We start from the raw sequence: 19,936 nt of genomic DNA, 5'->3' as shown, positions 1-19,936 counted from the left end.
CCGCCCGACGCGATCTGACCGCCCGACGCGATCTGACCGCCCGGGCCGCTCCCCGTCCGATCCTCCCCGCGAGGACGGGAGCGGCCCGGCGCACCCCTCACCGGCCCCCGACGGTCCACCCCGCCCCATCAAGTGACGTTTTCCCACGGCGAGTTGGCGCCCTCCGGGACTACCATGCGGCGCACGGCACCCAGGAGCGCGGCCGCACGGGTGGGGAGTGACGATGGCCGGGTGGAGACCAGCACTGGCGGTGGTGGCGGGGACACTGCTGCTGCCGGGGTGCACCGACGGCACCGACGACGGGCGTACGGCGCGGGGGACGCCGTCGGCGAGTGCGGGCGGGACGCGGGGTCCGAGCCCCTCCTCCCCCACGGCGTCGCCGTCGTCGTCGAGCGGTGCCTACACGCTCGCCGAGGACCGGGCGCCGCGGACGGAGGCGGTGGCGTTCGTCCGTTCCCTCGCCGCTACACCGACGCGGACGCCGACCCCCGCACCGAGGCGTTCGCCGCCGCGTACCGCGACCGCCACGGGCACGCCCCGGCCCCCTGGGCGGCCGAGGCCTACGACGCCGTCCGGTTCGCCGCCCACGGCCTCACCGCCGCGGGCGCCGACGGCCGCGCCGCCCTGCGCGCGGAACTCCTGCGGCGCCCCTGGCAGGGCATCACCCGCCGTACGGTCTTCGACACCGGCGACCAGTTCTTCGACGCGAAGGCGGGCGGCGGCGCGTTCCTGCACCGCGTGACGGACGGCACCGTGCGCTTCGTGGCCCGCGACGCCGGCATCGGCAGGGGATGAGGGAACGCGCGTCCCACGCCCCCCGGCGTCTGCTGGTCGAGGCGGGCGGAACGTCGCCCCCTGACCCGGCACATCGCGCTACAGGGCCGCAAACCGGCCCATGGTGTCTCAACGCCCTCCGCTCCGGCTTTCGGTCCTCCGCGGTCCGCTCGCGCGCTCCGCGGCGTGGGCGGCGATGTCCCGGCCGACCTGGTAGCCGAAGACCATCGCGGGGCCGATGTTGGATCCGTAGCCCGGGTATCCGCCGCCGAAGACACTGACGGCGGCCGTACCGACGGCGTACAGGCCCGGCACCGCCGCACCGGCGGAGTCGACGACTTCGCTGCGGTCGTTCACCGCGAGGCCCGCGTAGGTGCCCAGGTCACCCATCTGGATCTGCACGGCGTAGTACGGCGCCCTGTCGATGGGGGCGAGGTTGGGGTTGGGCTGGTGCTCCATGTCGCCCTTGAAGTGGTGGAACCAGTTCGAGCCGCGGTGGAACCTCAGGTCGCGGCCCAGGGCGGCGTCGGCGTTGAACTCGTCCAGGGTGCGCCTGAGGCCGGCCGCCGGCACACCGATCCTCGCGGCCAGGTCCTCCACGGACGAGCCTTCGACGAGGTAACCGACCTTCTTGTAGTACCAGGTGGGCAGCGGCCAGGGCTTGGCGTAGCCGATGCCGTAGGTGTGCATGGCCTTCTTGTCCGCGATGATCCAGCCGTAGGTGTCCCGCTCGTCCGCGTTCTCCTTGATCATCTCGACGCCGAAATCGTGGTAGGAGTACGACTCGTTCGCGAACCGCTCGCCCCTGCGGTTGACCGCGATCAGTCCGGGCAGGCCGAACGCGCGCAGGTGGGGGAAGATCCGGTCCTGTCCGCGCAGGTTCTTCCAGACGGTGACCGGGCCCCAGGACGCGGGCTGGTGCGGTCGGGTGTCGAGAACCCCGCCGTGCCGTTCGGCCAGGAAGTAACTGTCGCCCTGGTGGCCGATGGTGGGCGTGAAGTGGTTGTCCCCGCGCGGGTCGTGCCCGAACGCCCTGGTACGCAGCGCGGTGTTGCCGGAGAAGCCGCCGGCCGCGATGACCACGCCGTGCCGGGCCCGGACCGTGCCGGAGCGCGTGCCGGTGATCAGCGCGCCGTTCACCACGCCGTCGGCACCCTTGAGGACCTCGGTGACCTTGGTACCGGTCCACATCGGGATGCCCATGGCACCGGCGCTCGCCAGCATGCGGGTCATCAGCGCGTTGCCGTTGGTGCGGGTGAAGGCGCGACGGAAGAGGACGCGCTCCGCCCATGTCTTGACCAACCGGTTCCCGACGTAGAGGAACGCCTTGAGGGAGCGGTTGGCCTTGATGAACGTGGCGATGTCCGGGCCGATCTCCGGCATGTAGCCGAACACCGTGTACGTGTACAGGTAGGGCTGGACGCGCAGCCGGTCCCGTTTGAGCATCCGGCCGCTGGCCTTCTTCACCGTCAGGGCCCGGCCGGACTTGCGGGCACCGGGGGTGTCCATCTGGTAGTCGGGCGCCATCTCCGGGTAGTGGAACGCGACATCGGCGTCGTTCTCGAAGAAGTCCAGTGCCTCCGGCACCAGGTCGAGGAACGTCTTCACGGCGGCCGGGTCGTAGGAGTCGCCGGCGAGTGCCTTGATGTAGGTCTCGGCCTCCTCGCGGGTGTCGCCCTCGGCGACGCCCTGCTTGTTGCCGGGCACCCACAGCCAGCCGCCGGAGATGGCGGTGGTGCCGCCCAGGTACGGCTCCTTGTCGACGACCAGGACGTCGAGGCCTTGCTGTTTCGCCTTGAGGGCGGCGGAGATCCCGGCGGCGCCGGAACCGATGACGAGGACGTCGCACTGGTAGGTCGTGTCGCTCATGCTGTCCAACTTTCGCGGCTCTGAATGCGGTTCGGTCAGATGGTCGGTGGTGTCACGGAGGTACGGCCCGCGGTGAGCTGAAGGGCGATCAGGTCCTTGAGCACCACGTGCGGGGGCAGAGGCGGGCGCGACGGGCGGTCGGCGACGGGCGGTCGACGCGCGCCGGCTGTCCCCACCGTGACGGCGTTCGATGCCCTCGTGGCGGCTGCGCTCCTGGCGGACACGCCCGCCGACACTCGTGGCGGGCAGGAGGGTCAGGTGGCTCGGCGGCGGACGCGGAGGCAGGCACGGAGGCAGGCACGGAGCGGATCGCCGGCTTCCGGTCCGGGGCCCGGCCGTCGGTCCCGGCCATGGGACCCTGCCAGGTCCTTCGAGCGGTGCGACCAGCGGTGCGACCAGCGTGCGACGCGGACGGGGGCGCCCACAACACGCTTTCCGCCCAATGGGAGAACCGTCGTCATCTGTCGCCCGGCAGCCGGGGGCCGTGGCTGCGCAGCAGGTCCTCGTCGGCGGTGGGAGCGCCCAGGGCGCGGGAGATGCCGCGGCCGGCCGCGAGCAGCGCCGGCACCAGGGTGTGGGGGCTCGGGTCGGCGGCCGGGACGACGACGGAGAGGGCCGCCACCACCTCGCCGCCCGCGTCCCGGACGGGGGCCGCGACGCCGGTGCCCGCCTCGCTGATCATCTGGGCCGCGACCACGAATCCCTCACGGCGGATCTGTGCCAGCAGCGAGCGGAGCCGCACCGGGTCGGTGACCGTCCGGGCCGTGTACGGCCGCAGCGGCCGCGACAGGACCTCCTCCTGGAGTTCGAGCGGACCGTGGGCGAGGAGCACCAGGCCGGCCGAGGTCGCGTGGATCGGCAGCCGGCCGGCGATCCTGGTGATGTTCCGCACCGCGCCACGGGCGGAGAGCCGTTCCAGGTACAGCACGTCAGTGCCCTCCAGCACACCGATCTGCGTGTGGTGCCGTACCACCGCCTGAAGGTCTTCCATGAACGGCATCGCGACCTCGCGCAGATCGAGGACCCGGGACGATCGGGACGCCAGTTCCCAGAGCTGGTAGCCCATGCGCACCTGCTTGCCCTCGGCCCGGTCGAGGGCTCCGAGAGCGACCAGCTCTCCCACGATGCGGTGGGCCGTCGCGATGGGGAGGTCGGCCCGGCGGGCGATCTCCGACACGGTGAGCGCGGGCGAGTCGGCCGTGAACAGCCGCAGGACGCGCATCGCGCGGCTGAGCACCGACTCACCGGCGCTGGACCTGGCCATGTACGGTCACCTTCCGTTCCAGACTGGCATACGTCTCGTGGGCGCACCAGCGTGCCGAGGACCGCCGCGGGGTGCCGGGGCGCCCGGAGCGCCGGCGCGGGCCGGCGACGCCGCGGACGGGGGTGCGGGACCCCGCGTCCGCGGCATGACGCCGCCGGACAGGCGCTGGCTAGGGCGCCGCGGAGATCCGTCAGAAGCGCCCTAGATCTCCGCGGCCAGCCGTCCCAGCATGGGGAGCCACTCCCGGGCGGCGACGGCGCCGACCAGCCCATGTCGCCGGAAGGGATCGTCCTCGGTGTACCGGACGGCCTCCTCCTTGCTGTCGGCCCGGATCAGGAGCAGGGCACCGGGGGCCTCCTGGGGGCCGAACGGCCCGGAGCAGAGGTTGACGCCCCGGTCGCCGAGCCCGGCCAGGTACTCCTTGTGGGCGGGGCGGTGTTCGTCGCGACCGGCGCTGTCGTCGGTGTAGGTGTAGGTGACGGTGTAGACCGGCATGGGGGTTCCTTCGTTCCGTGGGTGGGCGGAGGTGCGAGCCGTTCAGTGGCGGGGCAGCGGCTTGCCCAGCTCGGCCAGGGGGACCCGGTGGGTCTCGCGGGCCGTCAGGACGGCGACCGCCGAGACCACGCCGCAGACTGCGGCGAAGGCCGCGACCGGCACCCAGCCGGTGACGCCGTCCCCCATGATCGCGAAGCCGATGGCGGGGGCGAACCCGGCGAGCAGGAAGCCGAACTGGCTGCCGGTGGCGAACCCGGAGTAGCGCACCCGCGCGGCGAAGAGCTCGGAGAAGTACGCGGGCCAGAGGCCGTTCATGCCCGAGTAGGCGACGCCGTTGAGCAGCACGGCCACCAGGACGATCAACGGCAGGCTGCCGGTGGACACCGCCCAGAAGTACGCCCAGACCAGGACGGCGCAGCTCAGGGCGGCCGTGATCCACACCGGCCGGCGGCCGACGCGGTCCGAGAGCGCCGCCGAGGCGGGCACCGCCACCACCGCCACCGCGTTCGCGGCCACCGACACCCACAGCATGGTCGACCGCTCCAGTCCGACCGCGTCGGAGGTGGCGTAGGCCAGGCCGAACACCATGAAAACGGTCTGGAACACCGCGAAGAGCGAGGCGAACATGACCTTGAGGACGTCCGCCCACTGGGTGCGGAAGAGATGTGCCAGGGGGAGCGGCGGGGCCTCCTCCCCGGCCGCCACCGCCTCGAAGGCCGGGGTCTCGTCCAGACGCCGGCGGACGAGGTACGCCAGTACGATCATGACGATGCTGAGCCAGAACGGCACCCGCCAGCCCCAGGACATCAGCTGAGCTTCCGGCAGGGCCGCCACCGGGATGAACACGAAGCCGGCCAGCAGGATGCCGGCCATCGTGCCGGACATCGCGAAGCTGGTGAAGAAGCCCCGGCGTCCCTCGGGGGAGTGTTCCAGGGTCAGGGTGCTGGCGCCCGCCGCCTCACCGCCCGCGGAGATGCCCTGGCCGAGGCGGGCGAGCACCAGCAGGACCGGTGCGACGATGCCCACCTGCTCGTAGGTGGGCAGCAGGCCGACGACGAGGCTGGAGAGGCCCATCAGCAGCAGCGTGAAGACCATGACCTTCTTGCGGCCCACCTTGTCGCCGAAGTGGCCGAGGACGATGCCGCCGAGGGGACGCGCGGCGTAGCCCACGCCGAAGGTGGCGAGGGCGGAGACGGTGCCGACGGTCTGGTTGCCGGAGGGGAAGAACAGCGTCGGGAAGACCAGGGCGGCGGCCGATCCGTAGATGAAGAAGTCGTAGTACTCCAGCATGCTGCCCAGGAACGCGGCGAGCGCGGCCTTCCTGGGCTGGGCCTGCGGGGCGGGGGGAAGGACGGCCGGGTGGGCGGCCGTCGGGGACGGGAAGTGAGCGGACATGGATCCTCCGAACGCGGCTCGCGGAGAGAGTTCCTGTGCGGTTCACACGCGAGGAGAGAGTTCCTGTGCGGTTCGCATGCGACGGGGGATGAGCGTGGCCTCAGCCACACGGTCCGCGATACAGCCATTCCGTCCAATGGAATACTTTCCGCCTCGTCCGCCCCGGTCAGCCGGCCCAGGTGAAGCCGCCGTCCACGTACAGCGTCTGTCCGGTGATGTAGCCCGCACGGGTCCGGTCCAGGAGGAACAGCACGGCCTCGGCGACGTCCCTCGGGGTGCCCAGCCGGCCCAGCGGCACCCGGTCGGTCATCTCCTTCAGGTCGATGGCACCCTCCTCGGTCATCCGCCGGATCAGCGGGGTGTCGACCCAGGAGGGGCCCACGGCGTTGACCCGCAGTCCGCGGGGCGCCCATTCGGCGGCCAGGGACCGGGTGAGGCCCACCACGCCGGCCTTCGCCGCGGAGTACGCCGTGCGCTCCGGCAGGCCCCGGGCGGCGGCGATCGACGCCAGGTTGACGATCGCGGCGTCGGGGGCGAAGTGCGGAAAGGCGGCCTGGCAGGCGTAGAAGGTGCCGTTGAGGTCGACGTCGACCACGGTCCGCCAGTCCGTCTCCGGCAAGGTGCTGGAGGGGCCGGGCCGGGTCAGCCCCGCACTGTTGACCAGGCCGTCGAGCCGGCCCAGTCGCTCGACGACGGTCGCGAAGGCGGTGCCCAGTTCCGCCGGGCCGGTGACGTCCGCGGGGACGGCCAGGGCGCCCAGTTCGTCGGCGGCGGCGGTGACGGACCGCGCGTCCCGGTCCAGCAGGGCGACGGTCCAGTCCAGGGCGATGGCCTGGGCGGCGATCTCACGCCCGAGGCCGGACGCGGCTCCGGTGACGACGAGAACGCGGGGGGAGGGTTCAGGGGTGGACAACGCTGCTCCCAGGGTCGGGGGGAAGGGGGGAGGGGCGGGACTGGCATCGAATCCTTTTGCAGACCGTCAGTCAATACGCCCCTGTCCCGACAGGCAGGACAGCTATCGACATGGACGGACGCTTGCCGTCGAGGTGTAGGCTGCGAAAAAGGAGTTCGGTTCACAGTCTCATGGATTCCCTTCGCAAAACTGTCCCGCACAGCAGGACGATTTTTGGACTGGGTGCGAGGCTCAAGAGCACATGAAGGAGCACACGGCCATGGCAAACGGACGCGTACACGGCAAGGTCGCCGTCATCACCGGCGGGGCGCGCGGCATCGGTGCGGAGATCGGCAAGGTCCTCACCGCGGAAGGCGCCACCGTCGTGGTGGCCGACCTCGCCCCCGCCGACGGCGTTCCCGCGTCCGCCGGGGGCGGCCCTGCCGGTTACCGGCAGGTCGACGTCACCGATGAGAGGTCGGTGCGCACCGCGTTCGACGACATCGCCGCCACCTACGGCCGGATCGACGTTCTGGTCAACAACGCCGGTGTGCCCGGCCCGATCAAGCCCTCCCACGAGGTGGAGGAGAAGGAGTTCGACCTCCTCTTCGCCGTCGACGTCAAGGGCGTCTGGCTGTGCACCAAGCACGCCGTGCGGCACATGCTGGAGCAGGGCGGCGGCAGCATCATCAACATGTCGTCGATCTACGGACTGGTCGGCGGCGCCCGTATCCCGCTGTACCACGCGGCCAAGGGCGCGGTCCGGCTGATGACCAAGGCGGACGCCGCCACCTACGCCAAGGCGAGCATCCGGGTGAACTCCGTCCACCCCGGTTCGATCGAGACCGAGTTGAGCAAGTCGCTCTCCGCCGACCCGTCGCCCGAGGCCGCCGCCTACGCCCGGCGGATGCTGGACGGCACCCCGGTCGGCCACCGCGGCACCCCCGAGGACATCGCGTACGGCGTCCTCTACCTGGCTTCGGACGAGTCCCGCTTCGTCACCGGCACCGAGCTGGTGGTGGACGGTGGTTACACCGCCGTGTGACCGGCCCGGGATCATGGGTGCCGGGTGCAGGGTGCCGCCCCACCGACCCGGCAACACCCGGCACCCGGCACCCGTAGCCCACCGAGAGGACACCGTGGCCGACACCAAGAGCTACGTCATCGAGTCACTGGACACCGGACTGCGCATGATGCGGCTGTTCCTCACCCATGACACCCTCTCGGTCACCGAGGCCGCCAGGGAACTGGCAGTGGCCCGCTCCACCGCGCACCGGGTGCTCAGCACCCTGGAGGCCCGCGGCTTCGCTGCCCGTGACGCCTCGGGACGCGGCTACTCGGCGGGGCCCGAACTGGTCACGCTCGGCCGGCCGGCCGGCTACGACCCCGAGACCAGGACCCGCCTCCAGGCGGTCCTGGACGCGGCCGCCACCGCCACCGGTGAGACCATCAGCACCGCCGCCCTCATCGGCGACCAGGTCATCATCACCGACGGCCGGGAGTCGCCCCACCCCGTGCGCGCGGTCCTGGAGATCGGCCGCGCCCACCCCGCGCACGCCACGTCGGCCGGCAAGGTGCTGCTCGCACAGCTCACGACCGAACAGGTCTGCGCCCTCTACCCGCGTGAGCGGCTGACCGGCGTCACCGAGCACACCGTGGTCTCCCGCACGGCCCTGCTCTCCGAACTGGCCCGCATCCGCACACTCGGCCATGCCGACAGCGTCGGCGAGTCGGTGCCGGGCATGAACGCCGTCGCCGTGCCGTTGACCGGCAACAGCTGGCGGGACCGGCTGGCCCTGATGGCATCCATGCCCGCGGACCGGGGCGGCGACCCCGAGCGGGCCCGGCACGCCGCGGCCCTGCGCGGGGCCGCCGGACTCCTGCGCCCGTCGGCCACCTGACCCGCGAGGCGCCCGACGTCGTCCCCCGCGGTGGCCGGCACCCGACAGCAACCCGAAGGAGACCCTCCCCCATGCCGCCCGGCTCGGCCCAGGCCACCAGCGGGACACACGCCCACGTCGTCGCCTTCTTCCGGTGCGCACCGGCACCGGCTCCGGGGCAGTGGCGTACGGCCCTGTACACGTCGCTGGTGATGGCCGTCCCCATCCTGGTGATCACCGCGATCGCGGGCCTGGACGTGGGTCCGATGGCCCTGTTCGGCTCCCTGATCGCCCTGTGGAACACCGGCCGGCCGCTCCGCTCCCGAATCCGCACCTTCTCGGTCGTGGCCTGCGTCCTGCCCGGCTCGATGGCGCTCGGAGTGCTGATCTCGCCCCTGCCCCGGCTGATGGCCCCGGCCCTGGCCGCCGTCACCCTGGTGGCCGTCACCCTGTACCACGCCCTCGTGGTCGAGCCGGGTCCCGGGCCGCTGAACACGTTCTTCGCCTGCGCCCTGGGCGCCTATCTGGGCAGCCACACGGACAAGGCATGGCAGATCGTTCTTGTCACCTTCGGCTCCGCCCTCTTGACGGGCCTGCTCAGCTTCGCCGACCTGGCGGTGCGTCCTGGCCACCCCGAGCGGAGCGCGGTGGCTGCCGCCCGGGACGCCGTCGACCTCTACGTCGGGATGCCCGCGCACCCCGACGGCACCGGAATGCCCGGACGCCCCGACCGCCGGGCCGACGAGCCCCTGCTCACCGCCCGCGACCACGCCACCAGTGCCGTCCGCCGGGCCTGGGGTGTGCTCCACGCCGCGCGGCACGCCCGCAACGCCGCGCACCGCGCGCTCGCCGACGACCTGCTGCACATCGAGTCGAGACTGGCCCACCGGTTGGTGGCCGACCACTTTCCCGGAACCGTCGCCGGATACGCGGAGACGCGAGACAGTCACGTCGGGCGGCCGGCGCCGCGCCGGCTGCTCGGGCACGCCCTGGACCGGCACTCCCCGGCCCGCCTCACCGCCGGCCGCACCGCCCTGTCCGCCGGTGCCGCTGTGCTGATCGCCCAGTTCCTGGGGATCGGGCACCCCTATTGGGCCGTGCTCTCCTCGGCCGTCGTGCTGCACTCCGGCGCCGCCCGGGACTTCACCCTCGAACGGGTCCTGCACCGCGTCCTCGGCACCCTGCTCGGGGTCCTCGTGGTGGCCGGGGTCTGGTCCCTGGGCCCGACCAGGTCCGGGCAAGTGGTCATCCTGCTGATCGGTGTGTACGGGATGAACCTGTTGCTCAGCCGGCAGTACACGCTCGCCGTCGTAGCGGTGACAGCGATGGCGATGATGGCGAACACCGCCTCCTCACCCGACCCGGCGGTCGGCGACCTGTTCGCCGACCGCGTCGTCGAGACCCTGACCGGCTGCGGTGTGGCGCTGCTCGTCCTGTGGACCACCGGACGGCGGGGGCCCCGGGCCGCCCAGGTCCGCCAGTACCACCGCACGGTGGACGCCATTGCCCGGCTGCTGGCCTGCGTCGACCAGGGCGAACCGGCCTCCTCCGAGGCTCGCCAGGCCCGCCGTGACGTCGCCTACGAACGCGAACGGCACAACGGGATGCTCATCCGCGCACTCTCCGACGACCCGGCGCTGGCTGCCTGGCTGCCCGTCGACCGGGCCGTGGGCGACCTGGCCCACGACGCGCTGGCCGCGGTCTGGCACCCCGATGCCGCCACGGCCCTGTCCGCCGGTGCCGCGCGGGACGTGCTGCTGCTCACCCGGTGGAAGCCCGAGCCCCGAGCCACCGACCCGGTACACGCGGCCTGCGTGGTGGCCACCGTCGCAAAGACCCGCGACACCCTCTCCTCCGGCCCTACGACGATGCACAGGCGGAGGATGTCCCTTCCCTCCACGCCCTGTGGCCCGTCTGACTGAGACCGCGTGGGGCCGTCGATCCCGTGCCGCCCGCGATGCGGTCCCCCAGCAGGTCCCGCGATCCGTCGTCGCGCGCCCGCCGGGGGGCGGGCCGCACCGCGAGTGTCGTCGCCCGGGGTCCCGGCAGGCACTCCGCTCCGCGGGCGCGCCGGCCGGGGCGGGCGGGCTGCTCGTCGAACGTCTGTATCTTCAGCCGGCGACTCCTGTCGTCGGCGCTGCCCCAGGCGTAGGCGACCGTGCTGGTGTCCGCGGCGAGGTCCAGGTCGGCGGGCCCGATGGCGACGGTGTCCGTGCCGGGCGGCACCACGTCGGCCCGGACCGTTCCGGCCGGTACCTCGGCCTTGGCTTCGTCCGGGTTGGCCGGGTCCTCGACCACCGGGGTGCCGTTGGCGCGCACGTCGACCGCGGGCGCCGCAGCGACCTGCCGGACGGTGAGCCGGCCTTGCCCGCCTCGACCTTCGAGACGTGCCGTCCGGCCCCTCACCGTCCTTGAAAATTCCGCTGCGTCACGCCTCTCACCAGGCACTTTCCGGCTGGTCTTCCGTGTCACGGAAGCCTTCTTGCGCACCCCCGGCGCCCGTCCCGACCATGTCGCCACGACCCAACGACGGGAGCCGAACGCCATGCCGCACATCACCGCCTTCGCCAGGAACCAGTGGTACGTCGCCGCCTACGGCCACGAGGTCGGGCGTGAGGGGCTGCTCGGCCGGACGGTGCTCGGGGAGCCCCTCGTCCTCTACCGGACGGAGGAGGAGGGGACGCCCGTCGCGCTGCACGACCGTTGTGTGCACCGGCGCTACCCGCTCTCCGAGAGCCGCCGGGACGGGGACCGCATCGTGTGCGGCTACCACGGCTTCACCTACGACACGACGGGGACGTGCGTGTACGTGCCGGGGCAGAAACGCGTGCCGCGCACCGCCCGTGTCGCCTCCTACCCGGTCGTCGAGCAGGACTCCCTGGTGTGGGTGTGGATCGGCGACCCGGCGCTGGCCGACCCGGGGGCGATCCCGCGCGCCCGCCATCTCGACTCGCCCGGCTGGACCACCGTCCGCGGCATGGAGCCGATCGACGCCGACCACGGGCTGCTCGTGGACAACCTGCTGGACCTGTCCCACGAGACGTATCTGCACGGCGGCTACATCGGCACCCCCGAGGTCGCGGAGACGCCGATCACCACCGAGGTGGACGAGGGGGCGGGGATCGTCCGGGTGAGCCGGCGCATGGACGACGCCGAGTGCCCGCCGTTCTACGCCCGTTCGACCGGCATCGAGGGCCGGATCACGCGCTGGCAGGACATCGAGTACCACGCGCCCTGTCTGTACCTGCTGCACAGCCGGATCGCCCCGGTGGGCGTGCTGCCGGAGGCGGACGGCAGCGATCCGGGCGGCTTCCACACCGAGATCACGTACGCGATCACCCCGTCGTCGGACGGCACGGTGTACGACTTCTGGATGGTCTCGCGGGACTGGGCGACGGACGACGCCGAGGTCACCGAGTTCCTGCGCGCCAACAACCACACGGTCGTCATGCAGGACGTCGACGCGCTCAACCTGCTCCAGCGCACGCTGGGTTCGGAACGCGCCGGCTACCAGGAGCTGAGCATCAACATCGACACCGGCGGTCTGGCCGCCCGCCGTATCCTCGCCCGGCTCGTGGAGGAGGGCGAGAAGCCGGTGGAGGCGGCCCGGTGAGCGGTGCCACCGGCGAGGTCTACCGCGTCGACTGGCTGCCGGGCACCGACGTCCTGCACGGCACCTGCCACTGCGGGGCCGAGCACAGCGCCGAGGACCCGGTGGAGATGTGGGGGTGGATGCTCGCCCACCCCGAGGGCCACGAGCCGCGAGGAAAGGCCTCATGACCGCGTACGACACCGTGTACGAAGCCGAACTCGTCGTCGCCGGCGCGGAACCGGCGGCCGACGGGGTCCGTGCGCTCACCCTGCGCCACCCGCGGGGCGAACCGCTGCCGGCCTGGGAGCCGGGCGCCCACGTCGACCTGCTGCTCGGGCCGGGACTGGAGCGCCAGTACTCGCTGTGCGGCGATCCGGCCGACCGGGCCGGCTGGCGGATCGCGGTCCTGCGGGAGCCCGCGGGGCGGGGCGGATCCGCGTATGTGCACGAGCACATCGTGCCGGGCGACACCGTGCGGGTCCGCGGCCCCCGCAACCGCTTCGCGCTGCGGCCCGCGCCCGGCTACCGCTTCGTCGCGGGCGGCATCGGCATCACCCCGCTCCTGCCGATGCTCGCGGCGGCCGAGGCGGCGGGCGCCGACTGGCGGCTCCTGTACGGCGGCCGCACGCGCGGTTCCATGGCGTTCACCGGTGAACTGGCGCGCTACGGCGACCGGGTCGCCCTCGCCCCGCAGGACGAGACGGGGCTGCTCGACCTGGACTCCGCGCTGGCCGGGCTGCCCGAGGGGACCCTGGTGTACTGCTGCGGACCGGGCCCGCTGCTCGACGCGGTCGCCGAGCGGTGTCCGCCCGGTGCGCTGTCCGTGGAGCGGTTCCGGCCCGAGGAGGGGCGGGGCGGCGGGGCGCGGGCCGGGTTCGAGGTCGAGCTCGCGCGCAGCGGCCGTACGCTGACCGTCCCGGCGGACGTCTCCGTGCTGGACGCCGTCCGGGCCGCCGGGGTGGAGGTGCTGTTCTCCTGCGCCGAGGGGACCTGCGGGACCTGTGAGACCGACGTGCTGGAGGGCGTGCCGGAGCACCGGGACAGTGTGCTCACCCCCGCGGAGCGGGAGGCCGGGGAGACGATGATGATCTGTGTGTCCCGGTGCCGGGGGCGCAGGCTCGTGCTGGATCTGTGACCGACAGGTCGGCCTCGATCCGCGCCACCGCCGCCCGCAGCCGCGGCAGCAGGTCCCGGCGGACCGACTCCACCGAGGTACGGCCGGCGTGCACCGCGATGTTCACACCGGCCACCACCGTGCCGTCCCGGTCCCGCACCGGGGCGGCCACCGAGCGCAGCCCCTCCTCCAGTTCCTGGTCGACGAGGGCGTGTCCCTGCCGCCGTACGCGCAGGATTTCCGCGCGCAGGGCCCGGGGGGTGACGAGGGTGCGCGGGGTGAGCGGGCTGAGGTCCGCGCGGGCGAGGCGGGTGTCGAGCTCCTCGTCGGGAAGGGCGGCCAGTAGCACCCGGCCGACGGAGGTGACATGGGCCGGGAAGCGGGTGCCCACCGTGATCGTCGCGGACATGATGCGGCGGGTGGGGACCCGGGCGACGTAGACGACGTCGTCGCCGTCGAGGACGCACAGCGAGGACGACTCCCCCACGTCCGCGGCGAGTTGTTCGAGGTGCGGCAGGCACAGCTGGGGCAGCGTCAGGCCGGCGAGGTAGGCGTAGCCGAGTTCCAGCACGCGCGGGGTGAGCCGGAAGAGACGGCCGTCGCAGTGGACGTAGCCGAGGTCGGCGAGGGTGAGGAGCAGACGGCGGGCGGCGGCGCGGGTGAGGCCGCAGGCGCGGGCGACCTCGCTGAGCGTGCGCGCGGGGTGCTCGGCGTCGAAGGAGCGGATGACGGCGAGGCCCCGCTCGAAGGACCTCACGAAGTGCGCTGCGCGGCCAGTGCTGGACAACCGGCGCCTCCACATTGTCAACGATTTCGTCAGCCAACCCATTGACCCGGTCGAACGCGTGGTTCTACGTTCCCTGCACGCCAGTTGAGCACTACTGTGCGGGGTGCGCACAGCCTGTCGGAACACCTTTGTCTGCACAGGAGGAGCCATGCGTCGTCTGCTCGCCGGTCTCGCGGCCGGCACCTTCCTGCTCGCCACGGCGGCCTGTGGCTCGTCCGACGACTCCGGTCCGTCGGACAAGGGCACGTCGTCGGGGGGCACCACCACCGTCAAGCTCGGTCTCATTCCCATCGTCGACGTGGCACCCGTCTACCTGGGCGTGCAGAAGGGCTTCTACGAGAAGCAGGGCCTGAAGCTGTCGATCACGACCGCGCAGGGCGGCGCGGCGATCGTGCCGGGCGTCGTCAGCGGCCAGTTCCAGTTCGGCTTCAGCAACATGACCTCCCTCATGGTCGCGCAGTCCAACAGCGTGCCCGTGAAGGCCGTCGCCAACGGCATCGCCTCGACCGGCGTGCAGGGGAACGACTTCGGCGCGATCACGGTGAAGAAGGGCAGCGCGCTGAAGTCCGCGAAGGACCTGGAGGGCAAGAAGGTCGCCATCAACACCCTGAAGAACATCAACGAGACCGCGGTACGCGCCTCGGTGCGCACCGCGGGCGGCGATCCGGACAAGGTGAAGTTCGTCGAGCTGCCCTTCGACCAGATGCCGGCCGCCCTCGACGGCGGGCAGATCGACGCCGCGATGGTGGTCGAGCCCGCCCTCGCCACCGTCAAGAGCCAGGGCGGCGTGGAGATCGCCTCGCCCCTGGTCGACGTCGCCGCGAACCTCACCGTCGCCATGTACTTCACCTCGGCGCAGTACGCGCAGCAGAACCCGGCCGTGGTGAAGAAGTTCCAGCAGGCCACGGCCGAGTCCCTCGCCTACGCCGACGCCCACCCGGACGAGGTCCGGCAGATCGTCACCACGTACACCAAGATCCCGGCCGCGGTGCTGGAGCAGGTGACGCTGCCGAAGTGGCCCGCCGAGGCGAACCGCTCCTCCATCGAGGCGCTGAAGGAACTGGGCGACGAGGACGGCCTGTTCAAGGCGGACCCCGACCTGGACGAGCTGCTTCCGTGAGGGGCGGCAACGCCGCGCTCGGCGCGGCCGGGCTCGCGGCCTTCCTCGCCCTGGGCGAGGCGGTGCCGCGGCTCGGCCTGGTCAAGGAGGCCTACTTCCCGCCGACGAGCCGCATCCTCGCGGCCCTCGGTGACGAACTCGCCGACGGCGCCTTCTGGACGGCCCTCGGCGACACCCTCACCGGCTGGGCCCTGGGCCTGGCGCTCGCGGTCGCCGCGGGCGTCGTCGCCGGGGTGGTGATCTCCGTCGTCCCGTACCTGCGCGAGGGCACGGCCTCGACGATCGAGTTCCTGCGCCCGATCCCGTCCGTCGCCCTGATCCCGCTGGCCGTGCTGCTGTACGGCACCGAACTGCGCTCGGTCCTCCTCCTGGTCGTCTATGCCTCCTTCTGGCAGGTCCTCATCCAGGTCCTGTACGGCGTCCAGGACGTCGACCCGGTCGCCGAGGAGACGGCCCGCTCCTACGGCCTCGGCCCCTGGGCGCGCGTGCGGCACGTGCTGTGGCCGACCGCGCTGCCCTACGTCATGACCGGGGTGCGGCTCGCGGCGGCGGTCGCGCTGATCCTCGCCGTCACCGCCGAACTGGTCATCGGCGCACCGGGACTGGGCGCCCGCATCGCGGTCGCGCAGACCTCGCAGGCGGTGCCCGAGATGTACGCGTTGATCGTCGTCGCGGGTCTGCTCGGCCTGCTGATCAACGTCGGGGCGCGAGCGGTGGAGCGCCGGGCGCTGGGCTGGCACCAGTCGGTGCGCGGGGAGGTGGCGGTGTGAGACGGCTGCTGCTCCGGCCGGTGCTGGTGCTCGCCCTGCCGGCCGTGCTGGTCGCCGTCTGGTGGGCGGCGTCCGCGCACAGCACCGACGTGTACTGGCCGCCCCTGCGGACGATCCTGGAGACCTTCCCCGACGTGTGGACGGGCGAGCGGCTGCGCGCGGACGTCCTGCCGAGCGTGCTGCGGCTGGCGGGCGGCTACGCGCTGGCGGCCGTGGCGGGGGTCGCGCTGGGCACCGTCATCGGGTCCTACCGGCGGGTGCGGGCGGTGTGCGAGCCGGTCCTGGAGTTCCTGCGGGCGGTGCCGCCGCCGGTCCTGGTGCCGGTCATCATGCTGTTCGCAGGCATCGGCGACACCATGAAGGTCGTGGTGATAGCGGCCGGCTGCGTGTGGCCGGTCCTGCTCAACACCGTCGAGGGCGTGCGGGCGGTGGACCCGGTGATGGCGGAGACGGCCCGCTCGTACGGCATCACGGGCGTGGCGCGGCTGCGGGACCTGGTGCTGCGCTCGGCGAGTCCGCAGATCTTCGCGGGCCTGCGCCAGGCGCTGTCCATCGGGATCATCCTGATGGTCATCAGCGAGATGTTCGCCGCCAGCAACGGCCTCGGCTTCACCATCGTGCAGTTCCAGCGCGGCTTCGCCATCCCGGACATGTGGACCGGGATCCTGCTGCTCGGCCTGCTCGGCTTCGTCCTGTCGGTCCTCTTCCAGCTGGTCGAGCGGCGGATGCTCGGCTGGTACCACGGTCTGCGCGCCGCCACCCGGCGCTCCCGGTGACGTCCTCGAACGGTGACGTCCTCGGACGGTGCCGTCCTCGAACGGTTCGAAAGGGCAGGGCATGCTCGACGTACGCGGCCTGAAGAAGGTCTACGAGGGTTCCGGGCGGCGGGTGGAGGCGGTGCGCGACCTCACCTTCACCGTCGCCGACGGTGAACTGGTCTGTCTCGTCGGCCCGTCGGGCTGCGGCAAGACGACCCTGCTGAAGTGCATGGGCGGCCTGATGACGCCGACGTCCGGCGAGGTCTTCCTGGAGGGCCGGAAGGTGACCGGGCCGCCGCCCGGGATGGCGTTCGTGTTCCAGGAGTACGGGCGGAGCCTCTTCCCGTGGATGCGGGTCGGCGAGAACGTCGGACTCCCGCTGAAGCAGAAGGGGCTGGGCAAGGCGCGGCGGCGGGAGCTGGTGGCCGACGCGCTGGAGTCGGTCGGGCTGGCGGACGCCGCCTCCGCGTACCCCTGGCAGCTGTCGGGCGGCATGCAACAGCGGGTGGCGATCGCGCGGGCGCTCGCCTACGAGCCCCGGGTGCTGCTGATGGACGAGCCGTTCGCGGCCGTCGACGCCCAGACCCGCGCCGACCTGGAGGACCTCGTGCGGGGCCTGTGGCGGGAGCGCGGCATCACGATCCTGTTCGTCACCCACGACATCGACGAGGCCGTCTACCTGGGCGAGCGGGTCGTCGTCCTGTCCGCCTCGCCGACCGTCGTCCAGGAGCAGCTGAAGGTCGATCTGCCCCCGGAGCGCGACCAGTTGCACACCCGCGTCGCCCCGCGCTTCGCCGAGCTGCGCACCCATGTGTGGGAGCAGATCCAGGCGGCGAAGCGCGGGGCGTCCGGCCGGCCGGACGCGAAGGACACCGCCCCGGCCGTACCGCTCGCGAAGGGCGCGGCTCCGGCGGACCCGCTCGCCAAGGGCACGGTCCCGGCGGACCCGCCTCCGGCACCGCACTGAGCCGGCCGGCGGACCGGAGCGCCGTCGGCGACCTGAACGCCGACGGTGCCCGGTCAGACCTCGGGGGCGGGAACCACGCTGAGGTGCGCCGCGCTCCGGCGCGGGCGGCGGCGTGCCCGGCGCGGCGTGGGCGCGGGCGCCTCGCGCAGCACCATCGTCAGCCGCGTGTACCCCAGGTCCTGAAGCGTCCTGGGGGTGTCGGCGACGATACGGCACTGGGTGGCGCCCCAGCGCGGGTCCGGGTGCAGCAGGGGCCGGACCGCTCCGTCGTGCTCGACGGCCTCCTCGCCGACCGCGCGGATCCAGTGCGGCAGGCCCTCCCGGTAGGCGGCCTCCATGAGCGGGTCCTGCGCGATCTCCCGGCGGATCGCCTGGAGCCCGTGGTCATGGCCGTACCGTTCGACGGCCGCCGAGAAGCGGGCCATCATCGGCAGGCACCAGCTGGACTCGTGGTCGCCGAGGACCGACGGCGCGTCGGGGTGGAAGAGCACGAACCGGAGGAAGTTGTCGCCCGGCAGGGCCGTCGGGTGCGGGCCCATCTCCCGGAAGAGTGTCCGGAAAGCGGTGTTGGCCAGGACGACGTCCCAGCGGTGGTCCAGGACGACGGACGGGAAGGGGACGGCTTCCAGGTACCCGGCGTAGTCCTGGAGGTAGGCCTGGGTCTCGGAACCGTCGGGGACGGGCCGCGGTACCGACCGCTGCCCACCTGCCTGATACGCCATCGGGAGGTCACCCCTCTTGCCTGTGCCGCCTGCACGCGGCGCCCTGATCCTGGTACCCCGCCGCGACGCATGTCAACTATCGTGGCATTCCACGCTCGTTGACGGCTGAAATTGGCCACAGTTGTGGCGAGACCTGGATGAGAGTTCGAAGAACCCGCTACCCTCCGGTCAGTTCACGGCGATCGTGTAATGCCTGTGAAGGGGTCGGAGAGACGTAGGAGACCTGTCGGTGACGGATGGCTTCGAGGTTCCGGGCGCCACGGCGACGGTGCTGCTGTCGGCCGTCGTCGCCCGTGTCACCGCACTCGCCGACCGGCTGGGCGTGCCGTACCCGGAGGTCTTCGACACCGGACGGCTGTCCATCGCCTCCGGGGTCCCCGAGTCCGTGGTCAAGGCCCTGCTGAGCGGCCGGCCGGCCGGCGAACCGGATGTGCAGGCCCGCTTCCTGCAACGCCTGGACCTGCTGCGCCGCACCCGGCTCAAGCCCAACGGGCGCAAGTACACCCAGCAGGAGATCGCCGACGGCGCCGGCATGTCACGGCAGCAGGCGGGCGCCCTCATCAACGGCGACCGCCGCCCCACGATGGAGCACTGCGACGCCCTCCAGCGCTTCTTCCGCGTCCACGCCGGCTTCCTCACGGCCGAGGACCCCGAGGCACTCGCGGGCGCCCTCCAGCACGTCGAGCAGGAACTGCTGCAGAAGCTCGCCGCCCGGGAGGCGGCCGCGGCCGCCCAGGACCCGCTGGAGCGGCTGCTTCAGGACCACGGCGTGCGCGGAATCGCCTGGCGGGCCGCGCAGCTGCCCACCGACCAGCACCGCGACAAGGTCGCCGAGTGGCTGGACATGCTCCTGGAGAGCGTGAAGCGGCCCGAGTCGTGATCCGGGGGATAACTGTGGGCATCGGCAAGGACATGCGCCGCCTGCGCGACGAGCTGGTCGGGGAGCTCACCCTCCCGGCCCCCGCCGCACCGGCCGACCTGTACACCGCCCTGTGCGACGGCATGAGCAGACGCCGCGGCCGCCCCGTCCACTTCCGTACGGCGGCCTTCCCGCCCGGCACCGCCAGCGGGCTGTGGCTCGACATGGCCGACCAGGACCTCGTCGTCATCGAGGAACGCACCGCGCCCGACCACCAGTTGGTGATCCTCGGCCATGAGCTGTGGCACATGAAGGCGGGTCACTGCAGCCACCACGTCGAGGGCGCCGCCGTCGCGGCCCGGCTGCTCCACGACGGCGCGGACCTCCAGGCGACGGTCCACAAGGTCGCCGCCCGTACCCGCTTCGACCTGGCCGACGAGCGCGACGCCGAACGCTTCGGCCTGCTGCTGGCCAGCAAGTGCCGTACGTGGCTCGCGGGCCCGGTGGCGCACGAGCGGGCCCGGCGGGACCACCTGGCGGGCCGGATCGGGGCGTCGCTGGGCTACCTGGGACGGCAGGAGCGGGGCGGAGCCTGAGCCGGGCGGAGCCTGAGCCGGGCGGAGCCTGAGCGGGGCGGCCCGGCGCGCTCCGAGGAGCCGGACCGGACGGCCCGGCGCG

The 19,936-nt window shown here is 72.6% G+C and carries 21 protein-coding genes; 13 read left to right on the top strand and 8 right to left on the bottom strand.

What is annotated here, in order from left to right:
• Positions 1-231 precede the first annotated feature (231 nt).
• The gene (locus ACFYWQ_RS33355) at positions 232-795 is read left to right on the top strand and encodes an ABC transporter substrate-binding protein (protein ID WP_389521704.1); all 564 of its coding nucleotides are present in this window, start codon (positions 232-234) and stop codon (positions 793-795) included.
• Between the two features lie 108 nt (positions 796-903).
• On the opposite strand, the gene ACFYWQ_RS33350 is transcribed toward ACFYWQ_RS33355, so the two are convergent.
• The 5 genes from ACFYWQ_RS33350 to ACFYWQ_RS33330 form a co-directional block, all read right to left on the bottom strand.
• Positions 904-2,643 carry an FAD-dependent oxidoreductase gene (locus ACFYWQ_RS33350; RefSeq protein WP_389521703.1) on the bottom strand — a complete coding sequence of 580 codons (1,740 nt, stop codon included), beginning with the start codon at positions 2,641-2,643 and terminating at the stop codon, positions 904-906.
• 457 nt (positions 2,644-3,100) lie between these two features.
• On the bottom strand, positions 3,101-3,907 hold the full coding sequence (locus ACFYWQ_RS33345) for an IclR family transcriptional regulator (protein ID WP_389521701.1): 807 nt from the start codon (positions 3,905-3,907) through the stop codon (positions 3,101-3,103).
• Positions 3,908-4,108: 201 nt separating this feature from the next.
• On the bottom strand, positions 4,109-4,402 hold the full coding sequence (locus tag ACFYWQ_RS33340) for a YciI family protein (RefSeq protein WP_389521699.1): 294 nt from the start codon (positions 4,400-4,402) through the stop codon (positions 4,109-4,111).
• A 42-nt stretch (positions 4,403-4,444) separates the two neighbouring features.
• Positions 4,445-5,797 (bottom strand): MFS transporter, encoded by a 1,353-nt coding sequence (locus ACFYWQ_RS33335; protein WP_389521697.1) that lies wholly within the window; start codon positions 5,795-5,797, stop codon positions 4,445-4,447.
• 166 nt (positions 5,798-5,963) lie between these two features.
• Positions 5,964-6,710 carry an SDR family NAD(P)-dependent oxidoreductase gene (locus ACFYWQ_RS33330; protein WP_389521695.1) on the bottom strand — a complete coding sequence of 249 codons (747 nt, stop codon included), beginning with the start codon at positions 6,708-6,710 and terminating at the stop codon, positions 5,964-5,966.
• A 259-nt stretch (positions 6,711-6,969) separates the two neighbouring features.
• On the opposite strand from ACFYWQ_RS33330, the gene ACFYWQ_RS33325 reads away from it, so the two are divergent.
• The 3 genes from ACFYWQ_RS33325 to ACFYWQ_RS33315 all read left to right on the top strand — a co-directional run bounded on the left by ACFYWQ_RS33325 (position 6,970) and on the right by ACFYWQ_RS33315 (position 10,491).
• A complete protein-coding gene (locus tag ACFYWQ_RS33325; RefSeq protein ID WP_389521694.1) occupies positions 6,970-7,734 on the top strand; it encodes an SDR family NAD(P)-dependent oxidoreductase in 765 nt (254 codons plus the stop codon).
• A 94-nt stretch (positions 7,735-7,828) separates the two neighbouring features.
• On the top strand, positions 7,829-8,590 hold the full coding sequence (locus tag ACFYWQ_RS33320) for an IclR family transcriptional regulator (RefSeq protein WP_389521693.1): 762 nt from the start codon (positions 7,829-7,831) through the stop codon (positions 8,588-8,590).
• A gap of 71 nt (positions 8,591-8,661) precedes the next feature.
• Positions 8,662-10,491 carry an FUSC family protein gene (locus ACFYWQ_RS33315; RefSeq protein ID WP_389521691.1) on the top strand — a complete coding sequence of 610 codons (1,830 nt, stop codon included), beginning with the start codon at positions 8,662-8,664 and terminating at the stop codon, positions 10,489-10,491.
• Here ACFYWQ_RS33315 and ACFYWQ_RS33310 read toward each other — a convergent pair.
• Positions 10,430-10,888 carry a hypothetical protein gene (locus ACFYWQ_RS33310; RefSeq protein WP_389521690.1) on the bottom strand — a complete coding sequence of 153 codons (459 nt, stop codon included), beginning with the start codon at positions 10,886-10,888 and terminating at the stop codon, positions 10,430-10,432. The genes ACFYWQ_RS33315 and ACFYWQ_RS33310 overlap by 62 nt on opposite strands.
• Before the next feature lie 226 nt (positions 10,889-11,114).
• Here ACFYWQ_RS33310 and ACFYWQ_RS33305 point away from each other — a divergent pair, with 226 nt between their 5' ends.
• Genes ACFYWQ_RS33305 through ACFYWQ_RS33295 form a run of 3 tightly spaced genes read left to right on the top strand, consistent with a single transcriptional unit; the run spans position 11,115 to position 13,296 of the window.
• Positions 11,115-12,182, top strand: coding sequence for a Rieske 2Fe-2S domain-containing protein (locus ACFYWQ_RS33305; RefSeq protein ID WP_389521688.1), 1,068 nt, complete (start codon positions 11,115-11,117; stop codon positions 12,180-12,182).
• The gene (locus ACFYWQ_RS33300; protein ID WP_389521686.1) at positions 12,179-12,349 is read left to right on the top strand and encodes a hypothetical protein; all 171 of its coding nucleotides are present in this window, start codon (positions 12,179-12,181) and stop codon (positions 12,347-12,349) included. Before ACFYWQ_RS33305 ends, ACFYWQ_RS33300 begins: the two co-directional genes overlap by 4 nt.
• The gene (locus tag ACFYWQ_RS33295; protein WP_389521685.1) at positions 12,346-13,296 is read left to right on the top strand and encodes a PDR/VanB family oxidoreductase; all 951 of its coding nucleotides are present in this window, start codon (positions 12,346-12,348) and stop codon (positions 13,294-13,296) included. Before ACFYWQ_RS33300 ends, ACFYWQ_RS33295 begins: the two co-directional genes overlap by 4 nt.
• Here the strand turns inward: ACFYWQ_RS33295 and ACFYWQ_RS33290 are convergent.
• Complete coding sequence (locus ACFYWQ_RS33290) at positions 13,211-14,077, bottom strand: IclR family transcriptional regulator C-terminal domain-containing protein (RefSeq protein ID WP_389521683.1); 867 nt, start codon at positions 14,075-14,077, stop codon at positions 13,211-13,213. The genes ACFYWQ_RS33295 and ACFYWQ_RS33290 overlap by 86 nt on opposite strands.
• Positions 14,078-14,210: 133 nt before the next feature.
• Between ACFYWQ_RS33290 and ACFYWQ_RS33285 the strand changes: the two genes are divergently transcribed.
• From ACFYWQ_RS33285 to ACFYWQ_RS33270, 4 genes are all read left to right on the top strand, one after another.
• A complete protein-coding gene (locus ACFYWQ_RS33285) occupies positions 14,211-15,182 on the top strand; it encodes an ABC transporter substrate-binding protein (protein ID WP_389521681.1) in 972 nt (323 codons plus the stop codon).
• The gene (locus tag ACFYWQ_RS33280; RefSeq protein ID WP_389521680.1) at positions 15,179-15,952 is read left to right on the top strand and encodes an ABC transporter permease; all 774 of its coding nucleotides are present in this window, start codon (positions 15,179-15,181) and stop codon (positions 15,950-15,952) included. The genes ACFYWQ_RS33285 and ACFYWQ_RS33280 overlap by 4 nt, the downstream gene beginning before the upstream one ends.
• Positions 15,949-16,728, top strand: coding sequence for an ABC transporter permease (locus ACFYWQ_RS33275; protein WP_389521679.1), 780 nt, complete (start codon positions 15,949-15,951; stop codon positions 16,726-16,728). Before ACFYWQ_RS33280 ends, ACFYWQ_RS33275 begins: the two co-directional genes overlap by 4 nt.
• A 61-nt stretch (positions 16,729-16,789) precedes the next feature.
• Positions 16,790-17,677: an ABC transporter ATP-binding protein gene (locus ACFYWQ_RS33270; RefSeq protein WP_389521677.1), complete on the top strand. Its 888-nt coding sequence runs from the start codon at positions 16,790-16,792 to the stop codon at positions 17,675-17,677.
• Positions 17,678-17,730: 53 nt separating this feature from the next.
• Here ACFYWQ_RS33270 and ACFYWQ_RS33265 read toward each other — a convergent pair whose 3' ends face one another.
• Positions 17,731-18,399: a hypothetical protein gene (locus ACFYWQ_RS33265; RefSeq protein WP_389521675.1), complete on the bottom strand. Its 669-nt coding sequence runs from the start codon at positions 18,397-18,399 to the stop codon at positions 17,731-17,733.
• Positions 18,400-18,628: 229 nt separating this feature from the next.
• On the opposite strand from ACFYWQ_RS33265, the gene ACFYWQ_RS33260 reads away from it, so the two are divergent.
• Positions 18,629-19,279: a helix-turn-helix domain-containing protein gene (locus ACFYWQ_RS33260; RefSeq protein ID WP_389521673.1), complete on the top strand. Its 651-nt coding sequence runs from the start codon at positions 18,629-18,631 to the stop codon at positions 19,277-19,279.
• 32 nt (positions 19,280-19,311) lie between these two features.
• Entirely contained in the window at positions 19,312-19,854 is a 543-nt protein-coding gene (locus ACFYWQ_RS33255; RefSeq protein WP_389522024.1) for a toxin-antitoxin system, toxin component, read from the top strand.
• Positions 19,855-19,936: the final 82 nt, after the last annotated feature.

The organism is Streptomyces sp. NPDC003247 (assembly GCF_042888135.1).
In the GTDB taxonomy this organism is placed as follows: Bacteria; Actinomycetota; Actinomycetes; order Streptomycetales; family Streptomycetaceae; genus Streptomyces.
The sequence above is the reverse complement of the archived record's forward strand: the minus strand, read 5'-3'. Positions and strand labels throughout refer to the sequence as shown.